The sequence below is a fragment of the Comamonas sp. MYb396 genome, from assembly GCF_037479555.1.
In the GTDB taxonomy this organism is placed as follows: domain Bacteria; phylum Pseudomonadota; class Gammaproteobacteria; order Burkholderiales; family Burkholderiaceae_C; genus Comamonas.
The window spans coordinates 538,214-557,357 of the sequence record NZ_JBBGYU010000002.1; the positions used below are offsets into that span (position 1 = coordinate 538,214).

21 protein-coding genes are annotated in these 19,144 nt (G+C 65.8%); 9 read left to right on the plus strand and 12 right to left on the minus strand.

The features are described 5' to 3' along the window. Positions 1-6: 6 nt before the first annotated feature. From lepA to WH265_RS06585, 5 genes are all read right to left on the minus strand, one after another. Positions 7-1,815, minus strand: a complete 1,809-nt coding sequence (gene lepA / locus WH265_RS06565; protein WP_021026425.1) for a translation elongation factor 4 — start codon at positions 1,813-1,815, stop codon at positions 7-9. Between the two features lie 156 nt (positions 1,816-1,971). Next, a complete protein-coding gene (locus tag WH265_RS06570) occupies positions 1,972-2,922 on the minus strand; it encodes an MBL fold metallo-hydrolase (protein ID WP_339557727.1) in 951 nt (316 codons plus the stop codon). Positions 2,923-2,987: 65 nt separating this feature from the next. Further along, positions 2,988-3,281 (minus strand): hypothetical protein, encoded by a 294-nt coding sequence (locus tag WH265_RS06575; RefSeq protein ID WP_339557728.1) that lies wholly within the window; start codon positions 3,279-3,281, stop codon positions 2,988-2,990. Continuing rightward, positions 3,278-3,673 (minus strand): nuclear transport factor 2 family protein, encoded by a 396-nt coding sequence (locus WH265_RS06580; RefSeq protein WP_312989074.1) that lies wholly within the window; start codon positions 3,671-3,673, stop codon positions 3,278-3,280. Before WH265_RS06580 ends, WH265_RS06575 begins: the two co-directional genes overlap by 4 nt. A gap of 19 nt (positions 3,674-3,692) precedes the next feature. Next, complete coding sequence (locus WH265_RS06585) at positions 3,693-4,328, minus strand: DsbA family protein (RefSeq protein ID WP_339557729.1); 636 nt, start codon at positions 4,326-4,328, stop codon at positions 3,693-3,695. Between the two features lie 81 nt (positions 4,329-4,409). Between WH265_RS06585 and WH265_RS06590 the strand changes: the two genes are divergently transcribed. The 3 genes from WH265_RS06590 to WH265_RS06600 all read left to right on the plus strand — a co-directional run bounded on the left by WH265_RS06590 (position 4,410) and on the right by WH265_RS06600 (position 7,956). Further along, positions 4,410-5,399 carry a LysR family transcriptional regulator gene (locus tag WH265_RS06590; protein WP_339557730.1) on the plus strand — a complete coding sequence of 330 codons (990 nt, stop codon included), beginning with the start codon at positions 4,410-4,412 and terminating at the stop codon, positions 5,397-5,399. Positions 5,400-5,475: 76 nt separating this feature from the next. Beyond that, positions 5,476-6,084: a M17 family peptidase N-terminal domain-containing protein gene (locus WH265_RS06595; RefSeq protein WP_339557731.1), complete on the plus strand. Its 609-nt coding sequence runs from the start codon at positions 5,476-5,478 to the stop codon at positions 6,082-6,084. A 225-nt stretch (positions 6,085-6,309) separates the two neighbouring features. Beyond that, positions 6,310-7,956 carry an ABC-F family ATP-binding cassette domain-containing protein gene (locus tag WH265_RS06600; protein ID WP_339557732.1) on the plus strand — a complete coding sequence of 549 codons (1,647 nt, stop codon included), beginning with the start codon at positions 6,310-6,312 and terminating at the stop codon, positions 7,954-7,956. Here WH265_RS06600 and WH265_RS06605 read toward each other — a convergent pair. Beyond that, positions 7,953-8,120 (minus strand): hypothetical protein, encoded by a 168-nt coding sequence (locus WH265_RS06605; RefSeq protein ID WP_339557733.1) that lies wholly within the window; start codon positions 8,118-8,120, stop codon positions 7,953-7,955. The genes WH265_RS06600 and WH265_RS06605 overlap by 4 nt on opposite strands. A gap of 72 nt (positions 8,121-8,192) precedes the next feature. Between WH265_RS06605 and WH265_RS06610 the strand changes: the two genes are divergently transcribed. The 3 genes from WH265_RS06610 to WH265_RS06620 all read left to right on the plus strand — a co-directional run bounded on the left by WH265_RS06610 (position 8,193) and on the right by WH265_RS06620 (position 10,657). Beyond that, positions 8,193-9,086, plus strand: a complete 894-nt coding sequence (locus WH265_RS06610) for a LysR family transcriptional regulator (protein ID WP_339557734.1) — start codon at positions 8,193-8,195, stop codon at positions 9,084-9,086. A gap of 46 nt (positions 9,087-9,132) precedes the next feature. Then, a complete protein-coding gene (locus WH265_RS06615) occupies positions 9,133-10,071 on the plus strand; it encodes an NAD(P)-dependent oxidoreductase (protein WP_339557735.1) in 939 nt (312 codons plus the stop codon). A gap of 100 nt (positions 10,072-10,171) precedes the next feature. Further along, entirely contained in the window at positions 10,172-10,657 is a 486-nt protein-coding gene (locus WH265_RS06620; RefSeq protein ID WP_339557736.1) for a hypothetical protein, read from the plus strand. A 25-nt stretch (positions 10,658-10,682) separates the two neighbouring features. On the opposite strand, the gene yghU is transcribed toward WH265_RS06620, so the two are convergent. Continuing rightward, the gene (yghU, locus tag WH265_RS06625; RefSeq protein WP_339557737.1) at positions 10,683-11,519 is read right to left on the minus strand and encodes a glutathione-dependent disulfide-bond oxidoreductase; all 837 of its coding nucleotides are present in this window, start codon (positions 11,517-11,519) and stop codon (positions 10,683-10,685) included. 263 nt (positions 11,520-11,782) lie between these two features. Here yghU and WH265_RS06630 point away from each other — a divergent pair, with 263 nt between their 5' ends. Further along, positions 11,783-12,532, plus strand: coding sequence for a type 1 glutamine amidotransferase (locus WH265_RS06630; protein ID WP_339557738.1), 750 nt, complete (start codon positions 11,783-11,785; stop codon positions 12,530-12,532). A 63-nt stretch (positions 12,533-12,595) separates the two neighbouring features. Here the strand turns inward: WH265_RS06630 and serS are convergent, their stop codons facing one another. The 3 genes from serS to WH265_RS06645 all read right to left on the minus strand — a co-directional run bounded on the left by serS (position 12,596) and on the right by WH265_RS06645 (position 15,501). Beyond that, a complete protein-coding gene (serS, locus tag WH265_RS06635; RefSeq protein WP_021026410.1) occupies positions 12,596-13,912 on the minus strand; it encodes a serine--tRNA ligase in 1,317 nt (438 codons plus the stop codon). Positions 13,913-14,029: 117 nt separating this feature from the next. Next, positions 14,030-15,013 carry a 4-hydroxy-3-methylbut-2-enyl diphosphate reductase gene (gene ispH / locus WH265_RS06640; protein ID WP_021026409.1) on the minus strand — a complete coding sequence of 328 codons (984 nt, stop codon included), beginning with the start codon at positions 15,011-15,013 and terminating at the stop codon, positions 14,030-14,032. 2 nt (positions 15,014-15,015) lie between these two features. Beyond that, a complete protein-coding gene (locus WH265_RS06645) occupies positions 15,016-15,501 on the minus strand; it encodes an FKBP-type peptidyl-prolyl cis-trans isomerase (protein WP_230775199.1) in 486 nt (161 codons plus the stop codon). A gap of 263 nt (positions 15,502-15,764) precedes the next feature. Here WH265_RS06645 and radC point away from each other — a divergent pair, with 263 nt between their 5' ends. Together radC and WH265_RS06655 are read left to right on the plus strand one after the other, a co-directional pair. Then, positions 15,765-16,466 carry a RadC family protein gene (radC, locus tag WH265_RS06650; RefSeq protein WP_339557739.1) on the plus strand — a complete coding sequence of 234 codons (702 nt, stop codon included), beginning with the start codon at positions 15,765-15,767 and terminating at the stop codon, positions 16,464-16,466. After that, a complete protein-coding gene (locus WH265_RS06655) occupies positions 16,463-17,281 on the plus strand; it encodes a Smr/MutS family protein (protein ID WP_339557740.1) in 819 nt (272 codons plus the stop codon). The genes radC and WH265_RS06655 overlap by 4 nt, the downstream gene beginning before the upstream one ends. A 10-nt stretch (positions 17,282-17,291) precedes the next feature. Here the strand turns inward: WH265_RS06655 and WH265_RS06660 are convergent, their stop codons facing one another. Together WH265_RS06660 and WH265_RS06665 are read right to left on the minus strand one after the other, a co-directional pair. After that, positions 17,292-18,407: a M48 family metalloprotease gene (locus WH265_RS06660; protein ID WP_339557741.1), complete on the minus strand. Its 1,116-nt coding sequence runs from the start codon at positions 18,405-18,407 to the stop codon at positions 17,292-17,294. 66 nt (positions 18,408-18,473) lie between these two features. Further along, the gene (locus WH265_RS06665) at positions 18,474-19,067 is read right to left on the minus strand and encodes a LemA family protein (protein WP_339557742.1); all 594 of its coding nucleotides are present in this window, start codon (positions 19,065-19,067) and stop codon (positions 18,474-18,476) included. Positions 19,068-19,144: the final 77 nt, after the last annotated feature.

The window sequence follows — 19,144 nt, forward strand, 5'->3', positions numbered from 1 at the left end:
CTCTTCTTAATCGTCCACTTGCAAGATCGCCAGGAACGCCTCTTGGGGCACTTCCACCGAGCCGATCTGCTTCATGCGCTTCTTGCCGGCCTTCTGCTTTTCGAGCAGCTTGCGCTTACGCGTGATGTCGCCACCATAGCACTTGGCCAGCACGTTCTTGCGCATGGCCTTGACCGTTTCGCGGGCGATGATGTTGGCACCAATCGCCGCCTGGATCGCCACATCGAACATCTGGCGGCTGATGATTTCGCGCATCTTGGCCACCACCGCACGGCCACGGTAGACCGACTGCGAGCGGTGCACGATGATGGACAGCGCGTCCACCTTCTCGCCGTTGAGCAGGATGTCGACCTTGACCACGTCGGAGGCCCGGTATTCCTTGAACTCGTAGTCCATCGAGGCATAGCCACGCGAGACCGATTTGAGCTTGTCAAAGAAGTCCAGCACGATCTCGCCCAGTGGCATCTCATAGGTGAGCATCACTTGGCGGCCGTGGTAGGCCATGTCCATCTGCACACCGCGCTTCTGGTTGGCCAGGGTCATCACCGGGCCGACATAGTCCTGGGGCATATAGAGGTGCACGGTCACGATCGGTTCGCGCACCTCTTCGAGACGGCCGGCATCGGGCATCTTCGAGGGATTTTCCACATCGACGAGTTCGCCATCGGCCTTGAGCACCTGGTAGACCACGCTGGGCGCGGTGGTGATCAGGTCCTGGTCGAACTCGCGCTCCAGGCGCTCCTGCACGATTTCCATGTGCAGCAGGCCCAGGAAGCCGCAGCGAAAGCCAAAGCCCAGCGCCTGCGAGACTTCGGGCTCGTAGTGCAGCGCCGCGTCATTGAGCTGGAGTTTTTCCAGCGCATCGCGCAGCTGGTCGTATTCGGAGGCTTCGGTCGGGTACAGGCCGGCAAACACCTGGGATTTGACCTCCTTGAAGCCCGGCAGCGGCGCGCTGGCCGGGCCGAGGTTGTTGGGCAGCTTCTTTTCCAGGGTGATGGTGTCGCCCACCTTGGCGGCCTTGAGCTCCTTGATGCCGGCAATGATGTAGCCCACCTCGCCGGCCCTGAGCACATCGCGCGACTCGTTGGCGGGCGTGAACACGCCCAGGCTGTTGGCTTCGTAGGCCGCGCCGGTAGCCATCATCTTGAAGCGCTCGTTCTTCTTGAGCTGGCCATCAACCACGCGCACCAGCATCACGACGCCCACATAGGGGTCAAACCAGCTGTCCACGATCATCGCGCGCAGGGGCGCCTCGGGCTCGCCCTTGGGTGGCGGCACCTTGGCCACCACGGCTTCCAGAATTTCTTCAATGCCCATGCCGGTCTTGGCCGAGCAGGGAATCGCATCGCTCGCATCAATGCCGATCACATCCTCGATCTCGGCCTTGGCATTGTCCGGGTCGGCATTGGGCAGATCCATCTTGTTGAGCACGGCAAACACTTCCACGCCCAGGTCCAGCGCGGTGTAGCAGTTGGCCACCGTCTGGGCTTCGACGCCTTGGGAGGCATCGACCACCAGCAGCGCGCCTTCGCAGGCCGACAGCGAGCGCGAGACTTCATAGGAGAAGTCCACGTGGCCGGGGGTGTCGATCAGGTTGAGGTTGTAGACCTTGCCGTCCTTGGCCTTGTACTGCAAGGCCGCCGTCTGCGCCTTGATCGTGATGCCACGCTCTTTCTCGATGTCCATCGAGTCCAGCACCTGTGCCTCCATGTCGCGCTCGGCCAGGCCTCCGCAATACTGGATCAGGCGGTCCGCCAAGGTCGACTTGCCATGGTCAATATGGGCAATGATGGAAAAATTACGAATGTGCTGCATTAACAAACAACGGAAAAAGGCCTGGAATCTGGCGCGCACGCCAAAGGGGCTGGAGATTCCAGCCAAAACACGCATTGTAGGCAAAAAGCAATGCACCCCGGCGGGGATGGCTCGATCCCGCCGGGGTGCCGCTCGATAAGGCCTGTCAAGCCTTCATCAGTGCCACTGCATCTCGCCCTTGGCGACCTTGGCGCTCAGCGCCAGGCCTTCGAGGCCGCCCAGGTTGGGGAAGCGCTGCTTCATCGCCGCTTCCAGCGCCGCGCCGTCCTTGGCCTTGGCTGTTTCCTCGTCAAAGGCGCGGATGTAGTCGGCGGTAAAGTCCACAGCCGCCGTGCCAGCGGGCATCGCGCCGGCAAAGTGGCCGGGGATCACGACCTCCGGGTTCAATGCCTTGATGCGCGCCAGCATCGCCAGCCAGTCGCTGTGCGACTGCGGCGTCTGGGTATCGGCCATCCAGACATGCTCACCGGCCAGCACCGGGATGCCACCGGCCACCGTCTTGATCGACGGAATCCAGACCACGGTGCGGTCGGGTGTCGGGCCATCGAGGCCGATCAGCTGCAAGGCCTGGCCATCGACCTGCAGGCTGTCGCCTTGCAGCGGCTGGGGCACCACCAGCTGCTTGGGTGCGTTCTCGCCCAGCTGCGGCCCCCAGACCTTGAGCTTGGCATCCTTGGTGGCCTCGATATGGGCAATGGTCTGCGGTGTGGCCACCATCTTGGCCTCGGGGAACGCGGCCTGCAGGGTGTCCAGACCAAAGTAGAAGTCCGGGTCACCATGGCTGATATAGATGGTTGTCAGGCGCTTGCCGGTGGCCTTGATCTTGTCGGCCAGCTTGCGCGCCTGCTCGGCCGAGAACTGCGCATCGATCAGCAGCACCTCGCTCTTGCCCTGCACCAGCACCGAGGACACGGCAAAGATCGCCTGCTCGCCCGGGTTGAAGACCTCGGTGCGCAGGGCAGCTTGCTGGGTGTCGGCCGGCGCGGGGGCTGCCGGCGCACTGGCAGCTGGCGCAGCAGGCGCCGATGCCGTGCTGCTGCGCTCACAGCCGGCCAACAGGGCAGCAGCCAGTGCGCAGGCCGACAGCGTGTAGTAGCGTTGTTTCATGGTCGTGTTTGCTTTCAAAACAGGTTCAAGGAAAGGGGGCACAGGCGAGGCTGCACCCCAGGGATTCAGACATCGGCAGCGATGCGCTCTGCAATAGCTTGCGCAATCGCCGCCTGCAGCTTTTCCAACTCCAGGGCCAGACTCTCGCGCTGGCGAAAGCGTTTGCCGGCCCGCTCATACCAGTTCTCGGCGTCTTCCAGATCGCCTTCCTGCAAGTGCACGATGCCGTGCAACCAGGCGGCCATGAGGCCGGGGATGCGCTGCACGCCATCGTGGGCGGCATGCCAGTGGCCCGCTTGCAGCTGGGCCGCCAGCACTTGCAGCTGACGCAGTTCGTCGGCGCTGTGCATGGCCGTCATGGCTGCATCGCTTGCAGCATGGCGGCGCTGTCCACCACCTGCTCCATGCGGATGATCTGGCCATCGCGCAGCTGGTAGAGGTGCGAAAAGCTCGCCTCCATCGCTTTGCCACTGGCGCGGTGGGTGCCGCTGTAGCGGCCAAAGGCGGCCACCCGGTCACCATCGGCCAGGTAGGTATGCACCTGAACGCCGAACACCGCCCAGTCGCTGCCAATCCTTGCAAAGACACCCTCCACGATCTGCGCGGCGCCCACATACTGGCCCGCATAGGGCGAGCCTGCTGCCTCGATCCACAGCACCTCGGGGGCGAGCGCGGCCATCAGATGGCGGGCGTTGTCCTCGGGGCTGCCTTCATAGGTGGCGGCAATGGTGTCCAGGTTGCTGGTGGTCATACAGAGTCTCCGTACAGATTCAGGCGGCCAGCCACTGCGCCACAAAGGCTTCGGGCTTGGAAAAAGCGGTGCTTGCGTTGAGCAGCTGGCGCTGGCCATCGCGCTCCAGCACAAAGCTGGGCACGCCTTGGGCGCCCAGCTCGCGCACCAGCTGCCGCGCCTGGGCCATGCGGGCATTGTTGGCCTCCAGCAAAGCGGCATCGGGCTGCGCCAACCGGGCAGCCGCACCATGCAGGCCCAGGCCGCGCAGCAACTCCAGCAACACCGGGATGGCCGTGTTGTCCAGCCCATCGACATAGCGCGCATGCTGTATCGCCTTGAGCGCTTCGGCCTCGCGCTGTGGCGCGGTCAGGTGCACGGCGGTCAGCGCCACGGTGGCCGGGCCGCTGTCAAACATCTGCTGGGGCTTGTCCAGCACCTCGCTGCGGTAGCGCTGGCTAAAGGGCTGGCCGGTCAGGCGCTCGATACGCTGGTCATTGCTCCAGGCATAAGCCGCAAAAGCCTCATCCATGGGGCGGGCCCCCTCGCCCGAGAAAAGGCCGCTGGGCAGCAGCTGCAGCTGCTCGCCACTGCGCTGCACCAGGCTTTCCAGCAGCGGGCCCGCGCCATAGCACCAGCCGCACAGGGGGTCAAAAATGTAGTACAGGCGTTTCATATCTATTCCATATCAAAGGCAATGCCGCCATAGTAGGCGCTTTGAATTGACAAATAAATAGATATCAAATAGATAATCCGTATGCAAAAAGCAAACAATGTCGACGAGGCCAGCCTTGGCCACTTCTCCAACCTCAAGCGCCTGGCCTATTTCAGTGCGGTGGTCGAGGCCGGCAGCTTTACCGCCGCCGCCGAGCGCCTGGGCATCACCAAGGCCGTGGTCAGCCAGCAGGTGGCGCGGCTGGAGGCCGACTTCCGCACCAGTCTGCTCACCCGCAGCACGCGCAAGGTGGCCCCCACCGATGCGGGCCAGGCCTTCTACCAGCGCTGCGCACTGATCCTCAAGGAAGCGGCAGACGCGTTTGACGAGCTGGCCCAGAGCGCCGAGGCACCCTCGGGCACCTTGCGGCTGACCGCCCCGCTCGACTACGGCATCGCCGCCATCGTGCCGGCAATTACCGCGTTCTGCCGCCGCTACCCGCAGTGCAAGGTCGATGCCTCGCTCAGCGACCAGTCGCTGGATTTGATGGACGGCCAGGTAGAGCTGGCCATCCGCGTGGGCTGGCTCACTGAACTGCATCTGCAGGCGCGCCAGATCGGCAGCTTTCGCCAGCTGCTGGTGGCCGCACCCGCCTGGCGCAGCCAGCTGTCCGGCATCCTGGAGCCCCAGCAGTTGAGCGCCCTGCCCTTTGTCGCCAACACCGCGCTGCGCGAACCGCTGCACTGGAGCTTTTCGCGCAATCCGCTGGAGCGCCAGAATGTCAATATGCCCTCGGTGCTGTCGCTCAACGCCACGATGGCCGTGCGCGAGGCCGTGCGCCACGGCGCAGGCCTGTCGGTGCTGCCCGACTATGCCGTCGCCGACGACCTGCACAGCGGCCGGCTGCTGCAGGTGCTGCCCGACTGGAAGCTGCCCTCGGGTGGCATCCATGCGGTGTTTCCGGCCGCGCGCTTTCGCCCGGTCAAGGTGCGCGCCTTTGTCGAGCTGCTGCAGGAGCAGCTGGCGCAGCAAGAGGCCCATGACGAAGGCCCCCACACTCCGAAAAATGGGCCGTCCGCTGCACCCCATTGAGGAGCTGGGTACGATCGAGCGATCACGCCTGCGGCACCGGGCCGCAGTGCAACCCCGCTTGACAGGAGACCCCAACATGGCAGCAGCAGTAGAACGTGCCGAGATCGGCCAGTACCGTGGCGTAAAGATAGAACTTGTCACCGTGGACGCCACCGGCGCGCAGGTCGATCTCTCCTGCGCCTGCATGTTCACGCATGAAGTGGACCACCAGCCCTTGGCCGGTGGCCTGGCCAACCTCGATGCCGCCCTGGGCGGCCAGCTGGCCCAGGCCCGGCGTGATGGCGCCTTCCGCGCCCAGCCGCTCGAGACGCTGCTCATCACCCCGCCTGCGGGCGCCGCGCAAGCCGCTGCCATCCTGGTCATCGGCATGGGCCACCCCGAGGACTGGAGCCCGGCGACCAGCGCGGCCGCCGTGGCCTGCGCACTGCGCGTTGGCCAGTTGCGCGGCGCGCGCAGCGTCGCGATCGCGCCCAGCATTCTGGACACCGGCATCCACTCCGATGAAGACGTCAACGGCCCCATGCTGCATGGCTTCAAGACCCAGCTCGATGCCCTGCACCAGCTGCACAGCCTGGGGCTGGCGCCCGCGCCTGCGATCGGGCACTGGGTGTTTGACACCGGTGCAGCCCACTACCCGCACAAGCTGCAGCAGTACCAGCAAGCGTTTGCATCCATGATGGGCTGAGGGTCTGCCGGCCGCAGCCTTGACCGCTGCGGCATGCGGCCTACAATGGGCCGCTTCTTTACCTGTGCGAGGTCTTCTACCCATGCGCCATTGATGCTGCCGTCTTGCTGACGGCCCCACGTCCCGCCCCTTGATCGCAGCGGCTGCCCCGTCTAAGGGGTGCCCAGGCTGCAGGCTCACCAGCCATGGCGCGGGGATGTTCGGCATCAATGACATCGCACAGGTATGACAGACACACATTTGGCGCTGCATGGCGTCTCCTATTCGCTGCCGCAAGGCCGGCCACTTTTCTCCGATCTCCACGCCCGCTTTGACCGCCAGCACACCGCGCTGGTCGGCCGCAATGGCGTGGGCAAAACGGTGCTCGCAAGGCTGCTGGCAGGCGAGCTCGAGCCGACGCGCGGCCGCATCAGCCGCGCTGGCCGCATCCACTACCTGGCGCAGAACCTGCTGGTGCAGCACCCTGCCCAAAGCATTGCCGCGCTGGCCGGCCTGGCACCTGCGCTGGCGGCCTTGCAGCGCATCGAGCAGGGCAGCAGCGACCCGCAAGACTTTGCCTTGCTGGCCGAGCGCTGGGATCTGCGCCAGCAGTTCCAGACGCTGCTGCAAGACAGCGGCTTGCCCGCGCTGCCCGCAGAGACCCCGGCCAGCGCATTGAGCGGCGGCCAGGCGATGCGCGTGGCGCTCTTGGGCGCGCAACGGGCCCAGGCCGATTTTCTGATTCTGGACGAGCCCAGCAACCACCTCGATGCCGCTGGCCGCGCCGCACTGGCGCAGCGCCTGCAGCACTGGCCCGGCGGCCTGCTGCTGATCAGCCATGACCGGCGCCTGCTTGCGCAGATGGAGACGATCGCCGAGCTGAGCAGCCAGGGGCTGCAGCTGTACAGCCGCTCCTTTGGCGGCTACCAGCAGGCCCAGCAGCAGCGCACGCAACTGGCGGCGGATGCACTGGCCCGCAGCAAGCAGGAGCGCAAACGCAGCGAGCAAGCGCTGCGCGCGCAGCAAGAGCGGCAGGAGCGCAGGCAGGCCAGAGGCGCAAAAGAGGGCAAGCAAGCCAACCAGGCCAAGATCTTGCTGGGCGGCGCCAAGCAGCGCGCAGAGGCCACGTCGGGCAAGCTGCTGGTCCAGCATGCCGCTGCCCGTGAGGCGCTGAACACCCGCGTCAGCGAAGCGGCCCAGGCCATAGCCTGGCAGGCCGGCCCCCTCCACTGGCAGCTGCCGGCCGAGGCCTTTGACCGGGGCCGCAGCAGCGATGCCGTCGTTGCCGAGCTGCAGGCGCTGCAGTCACCACGCCTGCCTGGTGCGCAGCCCCTGAACCTGCAGCTGCGCGCGGGCCAGCGCCTGGCCATCACAGGGCCCAATGGCAGCGGCAAAAGCAGCCTGCTGCAGATCCTGGCCGGCCAGCTGGCCCCCAGCGCTGGACAGCGGCAAGTGCATGTGCCCTGGGCCATGCTGGACCAGCAGCAAAGCGGGCTCGACCCGGCGCGCAGCCTGCTGGCCCAGCTGCAGCAAAGCAACTGCCAGACACCGGAGGGCGTGCTGCGCATGCGCCTGGCGCAGCTGGGGCTCGATGCGCGCTGCATTCTGCAGCCCAGCGGCCAGCTGTGTGGTGGCGAACGGCTCAAGGCCGCCATGGCCTGCGCGCTGTACCGCGATGCGCCCGCGCAGCTCTTGCTGCTGGACGAGCCCGACAACCACCTGGACCTGGCCGCGCTGCAAGCGCTGGAGGACATGCTGCGCAGCTACCCGGGCTGCCTGGTTGTTGTCTCGCACGATGAGGCGCTGCTTGATGCGCTGGCCTTGACGCACCGGCTGGCGCTCGATGGCGGCCGCTGGCAGATGGCGCCATGGAGAAGCGATGCGCCCATTTAGCCACCACCTGGTGGCACCCGGAAGTTCTCGCTGATGTGGCGCTCGGCGCGCTGGCACAGGTCCAGCCAGCCATGCCAGCGCTGGGCCAGCCAGCCGAGCGGCAGCTTGGCCACCGGTGGTGGCGGATGGGGCAAGGAGTCAGGGAGTGGTCGAGGGTTTTGCATGGACACCGATGCTCGGCGCCGGCCAGACTTCTGTAAAGTTGAATTTCCTATGCATTCACTTCAGAAAAACTGATGCGAAACCTCAACCTCGACCAGGTGCAAACCCTGGTCGCCATTGCCGATCTGGGCACCTTTGCCGCGGCGGCGCAAGCGCTGCACCTGTCGCCACCGGCGATCAGCCTGCATATCAAGGAGCTGGAGGCGCGCATGGACACGGCCCTGCTGCTGCGCGGCCGGCGCCAGGCGGTGCTCACGGCAGCGGGCGAAGTGCTGGTGGCCCAAGGCCGCAAGCTGCTCGATGCCAGCGATGAGCTGATCGACCTGGTGCAGCGCCGCGCCAGTGGCCGCGAAGGTCTGGTCAAGGTGGGGGTGTCCGCAGGGGTCAGCACACGCCTCTTGCCGATGATGCTGGAGCAACTCAGCCAGCGCAGCCCGGGCGTGGAGGTCAAGCTCGAAGCGGTGGGCTCGGCCGATGCGATGCAGCGCCTGCGCGCGGGCTCGCTGGATGTGGCGATTGTGGCCAGCCCCCAGCCCAGCAGCGCCGAGATTGTGCTCACGCCCTGGCGCAATGACCCGATGGTGGTGCTGCTGCCCGCCGCCTGGAAGGCGCCCAAGCGGGTGACGCCGGACTGGTTGGCGGACAAGCGCTGGGCCTCGTTCGCGCCGGCCACGCAAATGCATGGGCTGATTGCCGGCTGGTTCGGGCAGGCAGGCCACCATCCCCGCCCATTTCTCACGCTCAGCTACCCCGGCGCGCTCAAAAGCCTGGCAGCGGCCAGCCAAAGCGCCGTGATCCTGCCGCTCGAAGAGGTCGAAGACCAGCTGCAGCTGCCTGGCGTGCAGGTGCGCCAGCTCTGGCCCCGGCTGATGCGCCCCATGGCCGTGGCCCACCGCCGCGATGGCAGCCACAACCCGGCAGCCGCTGCGGTGCTGGAGGTGCTGGCCGCCTTTGCGCTGCCCCGCTGATGTCCTGTGGTTGACAGGGCCCTGGGCCCCGCGCCTGCCATCATGGATGCATACCAACAAGGAGACATGCATGGCAGACAAGATCGGTTTTATCGGCCTGGGCCGCATGGGCAAGCCCATGGCCGCCAACCTCGTCAAAAAGGGTTTTGCACTGGTCGTGCATGACCTGAACCCGACAGCGGTCAAGGACCTGGTCGCGATGGGCGCGCACAGCGCCGGGGTGGCGGAGCTGGCCCGCGACTGCAGCATCATCGTCACCATGCTGCCCTCGTCGGTCGAGGTGGAGCAGACGGCGCTGGGCGAGGGCGGCATCTTTGCGCATGCGCAGCCCGGCAGCATTCTGATGGACATGAGCACCATCGACCCGCTGGCCACCGACCGGCTGGCCCAGCAGGCCGCTGCCAAGGGCCTGACGATGGTGGATGCGCCCGTGGGCCGCCTGGCCGAGCATGCCGACCGGGGCGAATCGCTCTTCATGGTGGGCGCGAGCGACACCGATCTGGCCCGCGTGCAGCCCTTGCTCGACGCGATGGGCACCACCACGCACCACTGCGGCCCGGTGGGCACTGGCGGGCGCACCAAGCTGGTCAACAACTACCTGGCCGTCACCCTGACCCAGGTGAATGCCGAGGCGCTGGCGCTGTCGCAGCGCTTTGGCCTCGATATCACCAAGACCTTGCAGGTGCTGCTGGGCACCTCGGCCACCAATGGCCAGCTGCGCATGAACTTTGCCAACAAGGTGCTGCAGGGCGACACCACGCCGGGCTTCACGATCGACCTGGCCCATAAGGACATGTCGCTGGTCGTCGCTGCCGCCCATGCCAGCAAGGTGCCCATGCCGGTGGCTGCGGCCGTGCACGAGTCCTACAGCCTGGCCCGCGCCAGCCAGCACGGCGGTCTGGATTTTTCAGGCATGGCCGATGTGCTCTGCGGCCTGGCCGGCATTGACAAGCCGCGCGTACCCAAGGGATGGACACCCGGTTGAGGCGCCCATCCAGGAGGCGCTAATGTCAGCCTCCGTCCTATAAGCACAGCCGCGCAAACGGGGTACAAAGGCTGCTGCTCCACCATCCGCAGCCTTGCCCATGTCCGCTCCCATCCCCGCCCATATCGCGTCGCTTTGGCGCAATAACGACAAGATTGCCGCCATCAAGCGCCTGCGCGAAGAAACCGGCATGGGCCTGGCAGAAGCCAAGCATGCGCTGGAATCACAGCTGGATGGCGGCGACGGCCATGAGCCGCCACGCGAAGGTGCCGCGCTGCGCGCGGCCATCGAAGCAGCCTTGGCCCGGGGCGACAAGATCATCGCCATCAAGCTGCTCCGGGATGCAACCGGCATCGGCTTGAAGGATGCCAAGGACCGCATTGAATCGGGCAACCCGCAGCAATGGCTGGATGAGAACCGCCAGTCCAACACCCCCAGCCACCCAGCGTCCGAGCCTGCGGGTACCGCCGCCTGGATGGCCCCCGGCCATGAACCGGGCCGGGTGCAAAGCTCGGGTGCCTGGACGGCCGTATTCGTGGTGGTGCTGGTCCTGGTGCTGGCGGGCTGGTACTTCTGGCGCGCCTGATCGGCCCAGCACGCCAGCTTCTGAATCAGCGCAGAAAGTCCGCTGCGCTGTGCCGCTCAGGCATCGGCGAGCTGCCCCGCACCTTGTTGACCCGCTGACCGCGCTGCACCGCAGGGCGCTGCGCGATCTCATCGGTCCAGCGGCGCACATGCTGGTAGGAATCGACATCGAGGAACTCGGCCGCGTTGTAGACCTCGTTGTTCAGCAGCGCGCCATACCAGGGCCAGGCAGCCATGTCGGCAATGCTGTAATCCTGCCCAGCAATAAAGCGCTGCTCGGCCAGTTGGCGGTTGAGCACATCGAGCTGGCGCTTGACTTCCATCGCATAGCGGTTGATAGGGTAGGCCATCTTCTCTGGCGCATAGGCATAGAAGTGGCCAAAGCCGCCACCCAGAAAGGCCGCACTGCCCACCTGCCAGAACAGCCAGTTCAGCACCTCGGTGCGGGCTGCGCCCTCCTTGGGCAGGAACTGGCCAAACTTCTCGGCCAGGTGCAGCAGGATGGAGCCCGACTCGAACACGCGCACAGGCGTGCTGCCACTGCGGTCGAGCAGCGCGGGAATCTTGGAGTTGGGGTTGACCTCGACAAAGCCGCTGCCAAATTGGTCGCCTTCGCCGATATTGATCAGCCAGGCGTCGTACTCGGCCTCGGCAATGCCCAGCTCCAGCAGCTCTTCGAGCATGATCGTCACCTTGACGCCATTGGGCGTGCCCAGCGAATACAGCTGCAAGGGGTGCTCGCCCACCGGCAGCAGCTTGTCATGCGTGGCGCCCGCTTCGGGGCGGTTGATATGGGCAAAAGCGCCCCCATTGCCTTTGTCCCAGGTCCAGACCTTGGGCGGTTGGTAGGCTTGATCCGACATGCTTTACCTCAGCTTTCTGTGTAGGGCTGGGGCCCACCGCTGCGGCCCGGCGGGGTGCGGGCGCAACTGCGGTAAGGCCACCTGCTGCCGATCATAGAGAGGAGCCCGGCGCGCTGCAGCGGTGCCTAAAAAGACCACAACGCAGGTTGCCGCCCCTTGACGCCATCTTGATGCCAGCCCGCGCAGTCTAGATATGCGCTCAATGCCGGGCTTTCTACAGTGGAGGCCTCTCCACCCAGGGCTTGACCTGCAAGCCAGCCTCCATGAAACCTGTCGCCATCCTCCAGCATGAAACCTCGCAGGGCCCGGGCGTGCTGCTTGCGCACTTGCAGCAGCAGGGCATCCCCTGTGCATTGATCAGGCCCTGCAACGAGGGCATCGCAGCCATGCGGGCGCGTGACTACCGGGGCATCGTTGTGCTCGGCAGCAACCATTGCGCCAATGAGCAGCTGCGCTGGATCGAGCAGGAGCGCTGTCTGCTGCAAAACGCGCTGGCGGCGGACGTGCCCGTGCTCGGCCATTGCTTTGGCGCGCAGATGCTGGCCCGTGCGATGGGCGCGCGCGTCTGGCGCAACCCCTGCGCCAACATCGGCTGGAGCCGCGTCTGGGTCACGCCCCAAGCCCAAGAGCAGATGGACTTGCCCGCCGAGGCCACCATATTCAACTGGCACTACGACAGCTTTGAGATTCCACCAGGCGCCACCCGCAGCATGTACGGCCGCCACTGCCTGAACAAGGGCTTTGTGCATGGGCGGAACTGGGCCTTCCAAGGCCATCTGGAGGTCACCGCCCAGAGCGTGCGTGACTGGTGCGATGAAGGCGCGCCCGAGCTGCGCAGCGCTGTGGGCCCTGCTGTGCAAAGCCAGGCGAAGATCCTGGCGCAGTTGCCCCAGCACATCCGCCAGTTGCACCAGATTGCCGCGCGCAGCTACAGCGCCTGGATGGCACAGTTGCCGCGCCCACGCCTGTTTTACATGCCGGTGTGGGGAGAGGCACGCCTGGCGCTGGCATAAGGCGGCAGCAAAAAAAGCCGGTGCATCGCTGCACCGGCTTGGTAGAACGAAAGACTTGAAAGCTTAGACCTTCAGCACGGCCACGCCGCCCAGGTAAGGTTGCAGCGCTTCGGGCACGGTCACCGAGCCGTCGGCATTCTGGTAGTTCTCCAGCACGGCCACCAGGGTGCGGCCCACGGCCAGGCCCGAGCCGTTCAAGGTGTGGACCAGCTCGTTCTTGCCTTGCGCGTTCTTGAAGCGGGCCTGCATGCGGCGGGCCTGGAAGGCTTCGCAGTTGCTGACCGAGCTGATTTCGCGGTAGGTGTTCTGCGCGGGCAGCCAGACTTCCAGGTCATAGGTCTTGGCAGCGCCAAAGCCCATGTCACCGGTGGACAGCGCCAGCACGCGGTACGGCAGGCCCAGGCGCTGCAGCACGTCTTCGGCATGGCGCGTCATCTCTTCGAGCGCCTCGTAGCTCTTGTCCGGGTGCACCACCTGCACCATCTCGACCTTGTCGAACTGGTGCTGGCGGATCAGACCACGCGTGTCGCGGCCGGCCGAGCCCGCTTCCGAGCGGAAACAGGGGCTGTGCGCCGTCAGCTTGATCGGCAGCTGGTCTTCGCTCAGCACTTCGTCGCGCACCAGGTTGGTGAGCGGCACTTCCGAGGTCGGGATCAGGTAGAGCGCTGCGGTATCGGGCACCGGCTCGGCGTCCTGGCCACCCTTGTTGGCGGCAAACAGGTCCTGCTCGAACTTGGGCAGCTGGCCCGTGCCCTTGAGCGAGTCGCTGTTGACGATGTAGGGCACATAGCACTCGGTGTAGCCATGCTGCTCGGTCTGCAGGTCAATCATGAACTGCGCCAGCGCGCGGTGCAGGCGGGCGATCGGGCCCTTCATCACCGTAAAGCGCGAGCCGGTCAGCTTGACGCCGGCCTCAAAGTCCAGGCCCAGCGGCGTGCCCACATCGACATGGTCCTTGATCTCGAAATCAAAGCTGCGCGGCGTGCCCCAGCGGCGCACTTCGACATTGGCCGACTCGTCCTCGCCCACCGGCACGCTTTCGTGCGGCAGGTTGGGCACGGCCACCAGCATGGCCTGCAGCTCGGCCTGCAGTTCATCGAGGCGCGTGGCCGACTGCTCCAGCTCGGTCTTCATCGCGGCCACATCGGCCTTGGCCGCTTCGGCCGCGTCCTTTTCGCCCTTGCCCATCAGCATGCCAATTTGCTTGGACAGCTGGTTGCGCTTGGCCTGCAGCTCTTCGGTGCGGGTCTGGATGGTCTTGCGCTCTGCCTCCAGCGCCTTGAAGGCCTCGACATTCAAAAACGCCTGGGGGCTCTTGCGGGTCTGCAAACGGGCGATGACCGAGTCCAGGTCTTTGCGAAGCAACAAAATATCAAGCATGAATTACCTCTTGGGGTGGGGCAGCGCCTAGGCCTGCCCAATGAAAGGGGGTGGAGGTGGGCGCTGCCCACCGCGATCAAGGGGGAGTGGACGAGCCGCCAGGCCACAAGGCCTCGTTCAGCGACCCGTCTCCGGAGATCGTGCAGAAATCTCCAACCCGCCGACATCGATTTTCAGGCCCTTGGGCAGCGGGAATTTCACCGTTTCCTCGATGCCATCCATCTTGCGCACCGAGGTCGCGCCCAGCACCTTGATGCGCTCGATCACCTGCTTGACCAGCACCTCGGGGGCCGAGGCGCCTGCCGTCAGGCCCACGCGGGCGATGCCGTCAAACCATTCGGGCTGGAGCTCGTCAGCGTTGTCCACCATATAGCCCGGCGTGCCCAGCTTGACGGCCAGCTCGCGCAGGCGGTTGCTGTTGGAGCTGGTGGGGCTGCCCACAACGATCACCAGGTCCACCTGGCTGCTCATCACCTTGACGGCATCCTGGCGGTTCTGCGTCGCGTAGCAAATATCTTGCTGCTTGGGCTCGCGGATCTGCGGAAAGCGCAGCTTGACGGCAGCGGTGATCTCGGCGGCATCGTCCACGCTCAACGTGGTCTGGGTCACCACCGCCAGTTTGTCGGTCTGGCTGGGGTGGACATGGGCCACATCGCCCACCTCTTCGACCAGGTGGATGCCTTCGGACAGCTGGCCCATCGTACCCTCGACCTCGGGGTGGCCCTTGTGGCCGATCATGATGAACTCATAGCCCTCTTTGGCCAGCTTGGCTACTTCGACATGGACCTTGGTCACCAGCGGGCAGGTGGCATCGAAAATGCTAAAGCCTCGGCGCTCGGCCTCCAGCTGCACAGCCTTGCTCACGCCATGGGCCGAGAAGATCAAGGTGGCGCCTGGCGGCACGTCATCGAGCTCTTCTATGAAGATCGCGCCCTTGGCCTTGAGGTCGTTGACCACATAGGTGTTATGCACGATCTCGTGGCGCACATAGATGGGCGCGCCAAACTTCTCGATCGCACGCTCGACGATCTCGATCGCCCGGTCCACACCGGCGCAAAAGCCACGCGGCTCGGCCAATACGATTTCCTGGGGCCGCAGCATGCTCAGAGCACCCCGATCAGCTGGACTTCAAAGGTCACCGGCTGGCTGGCCAGCGGGTGGTTGAAGTCGAATTGCACCGCGCCATCATCGCGCACCTGCATCGCCACACCGGCGTAGGTGCTGGCACCATCAGGGGTGGGGAACTGCACCACATCGCCCAGCGTGTACTGCTCCATCGGGTCGCCCAGCTCGTTGAGCAGGCGGCGCGCCACCCACTGCACCATCTCGGGGTTGCGCTCACCAAAGGCTTCGCCAGCGGGCACGTGGAAGGTGGCATGCGTACCCTCGGGCAGACCCAGCAGCAGGTTCTCGACCGCAGGCGAGAGCTCACCCATGCCCAGCGACAGGGTCGCGGGCTTGCCTTCAAAGGTGTTGATCACATCGCCCGCCGGGCCAGCCAGGCGGTAGTGCAAGGTCAGAAACGATCCGGGTTGTACCACTGGCGCATCAACAGGCAGCGGCGTCACGGGGGCCATCGGAGTAGTCATGCAAATCCCTATAAACTGGGGTGTATTGTAGGTTGTAGGGTGAAACCCCTGCATGCAACCTATATCAAAAGATGCCCGGCAGAACCCGACCCCACGGGGAGTTTTGCCCGGACACAAGGCCACCGGCCGACAGCGAACCTCCAGGAGTGCCGATGAACACCCATCTTTGCTGCCTTGCCCCTGCCTGCGCATGGCATGCACCGCCCCTGCCCCGCCCGACTGGCGCCCACCCTGTGACCGGCCAGCCGGACTGAAAGGACTGCATGCCCCTCAAAGACCTCCCCAGCGACTGCCAGCCGCGCGAGAAACTGCTCGCCAAGGGCGCCGGCGCGCTGACTGATGCCGAGCTGCTGGCCATCCTGCTGCGCACCGGCATGGCCGGCAAAAGCGTGCTGCAATGGGCGGCCGAGCTGCTGGCGCCGCCCGATGCCCTTGGCAATGTTGGCAGCTTTGGCGGCATCAACGGCCTGCTGCAGGCCAGCAGCGCCGAACTCTCCCAGGTCAAGGGCCTGGGCCCGGCCAAGCGCGCCGAACTGATCGCGGTGCTGGAACTGGCCCGGCGCGCGATGGCCCAGCAACTGCAGCAGCGCAGCCTGCTCAGTAGTGCCTCCACCGTCAAAGCCTATGTGCAGTTGCACCTGGCGCACAAGCAGCATGAGGTGTTTGCCGTGCTGTTTCTCGACAGCCAGCACCAGTTGATCGCGCTGGAGGAATTGTTCCGGGGCACCCTGGGCCAGGCCAGCGTCTATCCGCGCGAAGTGGTGGTGCGGGCACTGCACCACCACAGCGCAGCGGTGATCTTGGCGCACAATCACCCCAGCGGCCAGGTCACGCCCAGCCAGGCGGACAAGCAACTCACGCAGAGCTTGCAGGCCGCCTTGTCCCTGGTCGATGTGCGTGTGCTGGACCATATTATCGTTGGGCCCGGAGCAGCACTGTCGATGGCCGAGGAAGGTGAGATGTGAGTAAGCAGGACAAAACCGGCCGCGTGGCATCCCTGCGGGAGCTCAAGCAGCTGCGCAAGGCGCTGACGGCCTTGCAGGCCGAGCAGGCAGCCCAGCGCCAGCTGCAAGAAGCCGCCCGCCAGCAAGCGCTGCGCCAGAGCGAGCGCGACCGCCAGCTGTTTCGCCAGACCGTGGGCGCCGTGCGCCCGCTGCCCAGCAGCGGCCAGATCAGCACCGAAACGCCTCCGCCCGATCCGCTGCCGCTGCAGCACTGGGCCGACGAGCAGCGCGTGCTGCTCGAAGCGATGAGCGACGAGTTCGACGCCAGCACCCTGCTCGACACCGACGACCAGCTGAGCTTTCGGCGCAAGGGCATTGGCCGCGATGTGGTCCACAAGCTGCGCGCGGGGCACTGGACCATCCAGCGCCAGATCGACCTGCATGGCCTGCGCACCGACGAGGCGCGCCAGGCGCTGGGCAGCTTTATCCGCCAATCGCAGCGCCAGGGGCTGCGCTGCGTGCGCGTGGTGCATGGCAAGGGCCTGGGCTCACCCGGGCGCATGCCGGTACTCAAAGGCCGGGTGCACAGCTGGCTGGTGCAGAAGAACGAGGTGCTGGCCTTTGTGCAGGCGCGCCCGGCCGATGGCGGCGCCGGCGCCCTGGTGGTGCTGCTGCGTGCCGCATCGATGACGGCCAGCGCCGTCAATGTGGCCGATGCGCTGCTGCAGATGCAGGCACTGGCCCAGCAGGCTGCAGCCGTGCCTGCACCCGACCCGGTGGCCCAGCAGGTCGCATCCTGGGCGGCGCAGTACCGCAGCGCCAAGCCCAAGCGTTGACAGCTAGCTTTTAAGAAGCCCCGGGCTTGCCCTGCGGCAAGGGGGCGCTGAAAGGGTTTACCCAGCGCTGGTCCGGGTCCTGCAGCGGCAGCGCCTCGCGCGCTTCGTCGTCGCCATAGATGCGGGCGATCCGCTCTTCCAGGCTGGGGTGGCTGGCCAGCCAGCGCGCGCCGCCCAGGTGCCAGAAGTCATGCATCTCTTCGATGCTGTGCACCTCCAGCAGCAGCATATGCTCCATCAGCGGTGAATAGGCCCCGGCTGCGCCGCCACGGGGCTGCAGGGCATCGGCCTGCAAGGGGTAGTCCTGCTGCCACAGCGCCTTGCGCAGCACGCGGCCCAGGCCATCGGGGTTGCGGGTCCACTGCACGGCGCGGGCATCGGCCAGGTATTCGCGCTGGCGCGATACGGCCGCCTTGAGCGCCTGCGCCGCCAACCAGCCCAGCCAGCCCACGGCCATCAGCGGCCGGCCAAACAGCGACACGCCGCGCTCGACCCAGTCGCGCCCGTAGTTGAACAGCATCTCCAGCCCGAACACATAGCCGGCCAGCTCCATGTTGAGACGCGTATCGCCCTCGTGCAGATGGGACAGTTCATGCGCGACCACGCCCTTGAGTTCGTCGCGGCTGAGGTATTCCAGCGCGCCCATGGACACCACGATCACCGCATCCTCAGCTTCCCAGGCGGCGGCAAAGGCATTGAGCGAGCGGTCACGCGGCAGCACCATGGCCTGGGGCCGCTGGGCGCCGGCGGCAATGCACAGCTCCTCGACAATGTTCTGGTACTGCTGCTCGGCATGCGATACCGATGGGCGCAGCTCGCGCGCGCCCAGCTGCCTGGCCAGGTACAGGCCGCCCTGGCGCAGATTGCTGCGCTTGATCCAGGCGCCGCCCAGCACCATCAGGCTGACGATGCCGATATTGGTGGCCAGAAAACCGGCCGGGTAATGCACGGCGACCTGCTCCAGCCGCAGTTGGCTGAAGGCTACTGCCACCAGCGCGGGCGTCCAGAACACCAGCGCCAGCACCAGGTGCACGCCCACTGCAATGCCCAGCACCAGCAGCGCAAAAGCGGCCACCAGTCCCCAGGTGCGGCGCCTTGCGCTGGCTTGAAAATCCCAGAAGTTCATGTCTGCGCCGCTGCGGCCTCACAGCGCAGCGCGCCGCCGTGGTCTTGGGCCGCGGCCTTCATCGGCTTAGAACTGCACGCGAATGGCTTCGCGCTCCTGGGCATTTTGCGTCGATTGCAGCATCGGCATCGCATGAAAGCCCAGCATCGAGGCCACCACAATCGCCGGGAAGGCGCGCGAAGCGTTGTTGAACGCCAGCACCTGGTCGTTATAGGCCTGGCGCGCATAGCCAATGCGGTTTTCGGTGCTGCCCAGCTCTTCGCTGAGCGAGCGCATCGTGTCGTCGGCCTTGAGGTCCGGGTAGCTTTCGGTCAGCACCATCAGGCGGCCCAGGGCGCCGCCCAGCGCGCTCTCGGCGGCCACCATGGCATCGGCCACCTCTGGTTTGCTGGGGGCTGCGCGCAGCGCACTGGCCGCTGCCTGCGCCTGGCCACGCGCGCGGATCACCGCTTCCAGGGTCTGGGACTCGTGCTCCAGGTATTTCTTGGCCACCGCCACCAGGTTGGGCACCAGGTCGTAGCGGCGCTTGAGCTGCACATCGATTTGCGCCAAGGCATTGCTGGTGCGGTTGCGCAAGGCCATCAAGCGGTTGTAGACCAGCACGCCCCAGACCAGCAAGGCGGCCACCAGCGCCGAAACCACCATCAAATTGGTATTCATAACCCTCATCCACCCTCTTCGTTTTTAGTGGCTTGATTATGGGCCAAAGCGCTGCGGCGCCCCAATAGGGAATGCAA